Here is a 2,097-nt window from a genome sequence, read left to right on the forward strand (position 1 = left end):
CATGTGAAGGTCGTCGGCGCCAGCCTGGACAATGGGTTGCTGAACATCGATCTCAAGCGCGAGCTTCCCGAAGAGATGAAACCGCACCGGATCGCAATCGCCGGCAGCACGGCAAAGGCAGCGCCGCGACAGATCGAAGCCGAAAAGAACGCGGCCTGAAGTCAGCGTGAATCAGAAGCGACAGGCACCCACTGACGCATAGAGCAGGCCGGAGGCGGCACGTCGCCGTCTCCGGCGCATCCTTCGCTCCATCGAAGAGACGAATGATGCAGGTGCAAGCAAGTGAAGTCATTCGATTCCAAGCGCGCGAACGAGTCGTGGAAAATTGCCGGCGCGGATCTTTCTGGAATCGGCTTCAACTGGCCTTTGCTGCAGACCAGCTACGGCGCTGCTTTGCAGGGCGTCGCATCATGGGCCAGCGTTGGCGGAACCTTGAGGCGATTTATGCATCGACGTGGTGATGAGTGAGCGTGTCTCAATCGCTGACAACCGTTCGCTGCCGGGCGCGATCAGCCCTTACGAGTAGACGCTTATCAACAAATTGCGCCACAGCCTCACCGTGGAGAACCCGTGAGACTTGATCATTATCCCGCCCTTGCTTGCCATGCTGGCCCTGCGCTCGCAAGGCGCCTTAAGATTCTGGCTGTTCGTCTCGCCATTTCCTCTTGAACTGAAAAGAGGCGATTCCGATCTTTTCCACAGCTGCCGCGTGGTCTGCCGAGTTCGTCGGCTTACCCCTCATCTTGGCGACAGGACGAGGCAGAAATCGGTTGGCGCACGATTCGAAGGGAGGTCATTATGGAAAGTGAGATGTTCAAACATGCGATTTTCGTACGGGACGATACCTTTGCTCTCCGAAAGATCGTTTGCCTCATGGATGCGATAGAGTTTCTGGAGGAATGGCCGGTCGAAAGGCGAGGCCTCCTTCACGCGGCGGCATGTGACACTTGCTACGCTGCGTATGATGGTCGGAAGTCCGTCGAGGCGGCGCACAAGACGTTTACGGCTTGGGCACGCAGGGTCGGTGTGATCGACAATGTGCCTGTGGCGCCGCACTGGATGACAGGGCCGAAGATTGGCGGCGTAAATCAGCCTATGGACATTGACGGCTAGCCCGTCATCCAGCGGCTAAAGACGGGGGCAATTCGAATCGCCGCCCGATGCCTCGTCGTACGACGGCAAGGCTCGCGGAGTTAGGGGCTCACGCGAAATCGGGATTGGTCTTCGAAAAAGCTGTAGCCGGCTTCTCAGAATTAATGGCTGCCGCCGGGATTCCCTTGGGCCGGATCCGCCAGGTCTCCTTCTTCGTCAGGTTGGATCAGATCGATTAGATTTGCCATCCGTGTTCCTGGCAGCGGTCGTCCCTCGCTCATCAGCGCCTCATCGGCAAAAGCCCAGGCCCATGCCTCTCTCAACTCCTCGAGCGAAGCACCGGACGCAATGATTTCAGCAATCGTTGCGTCGTCTACGCGTCCGAGGATCGAGAGAACGTCTTGGCGTGTCATGCTCATCCTTTCCTCCGTCCGAAATGCTAGCGAAGCAGATGGTGTTCGAAGGACTATTTGCAAGAGGCGTCCCCCCGGCTTTACGCTTGCGACGGCGAGTCCGGGGCAGAGATGGCATAGTCGGCATGCAGCCAACAGTTGGACCTGAATCGGACAGCGAAGCGCCAGCTGCCACCCTCCAAGTCCGCCGCGAGACACTGGCGATACGAAAGTTCATCCGGCAGCAGCGGCGATCATCCCCTTTGACTGGGGTAATCCTTTTGGCGCAATTGCGTTAAACGCTGAGGTACCGTCAAATCGCGGATATCCCGTGGGGAGAGTGACAAGTGCGGCGGGTCATCAGCCCCTCCAAGGTCGCCCGCTGCACCGTCATTGCCCCCAGGTTAGATGGTGGTCATTCACTGTTCATTCATCATATTAGGCCACGATCATATGCAGACATGCTAGGTAGCTCGTACATGCCTCAAGGGCCCCGGTGCTGGGTGATGCGCCGGGGCCTTTAAGTTTCATCTCCGTGTCGTCAGATGCCGCCGCCGCTGTCGTATTGGTCTTCGGCAATGTCGCGCTCGTTCAGCCAGTGTTCCAGGGCGTC

The 2,097-nt window shown here is 58.2% G+C and carries 3 protein-coding genes and 1 pseudogene; 3 read left to right on the forward strand and 1 reads right to left on the reverse strand.

Going from position 1 to position 2,097, the window contains the following annotated elements; all coding sequences use genetic code 11:
• From NKH57_RS33605 to NKH57_RS33615, 3 genes and pseudogenes are all read left to right on the forward strand, one after another.
• Positions 1–159 (forward strand): annotated as a pseudogene (locus tag NKH57_RS33605) (Hsp20 family protein); the annotation flags it as partial.
• A 123-nt stretch (positions 160–282) separates the two neighbouring features.
• Entirely contained in the window at positions 283–468 is a 186-nt protein-coding gene (locus NKH57_RS33610) for a hypothetical protein (protein WP_352950654.1), read from the forward strand.
• A gap of 330 nt (positions 469–798) precedes the next feature.
• Positions 799–1,113 carry a DUF982 domain-containing protein gene (locus NKH57_RS33615; RefSeq protein ID WP_352602433.1) on the forward strand — a complete coding sequence of 105 codons (315 nt, stop codon included), beginning with the start codon at positions 799–801 and terminating at the stop codon, positions 1,111–1,113.
• Positions 1,114–1,253: 140 nt separating this feature from the next.
• On the opposite strand, the gene NKH57_RS33620 is transcribed toward NKH57_RS33615, so the two are convergent.
• The gene (locus NKH57_RS33620) at positions 1,254–1,511 is read right to left on the reverse strand and encodes a hypothetical protein (protein ID WP_352950656.1); all 258 of its coding nucleotides are present in this window, start codon (positions 1,509–1,511) and stop codon (positions 1,254–1,256) included.
• Between the last annotated feature and the right edge of the window lie 586 nt (positions 1,512–2,097).

The organism is Mesorhizobium sp. M1050 (assembly GCF_040318715.1).
GTDB lineage: Bacteria > Pseudomonadota > Alphaproteobacteria > Rhizobiales > Rhizobiaceae > Mesorhizobium.

Excerpts from the sequence above, each read along its gene's own strand:
- NKH57_RS33620 (WP_352950656.1), bottom strand. The coding sequence starts at position 1,511 with ATGAGCATGACACGCCAAGACGTTCTCTCGATCCTCGGACGCGTAGAC.
- NKH57_RS33615 (WP_352602433.1), top strand. The coding sequence starts at position 799 with ATGGAAAGTGAGATGTTCAAACATGCGATTTTCGTACGGGACGATACC.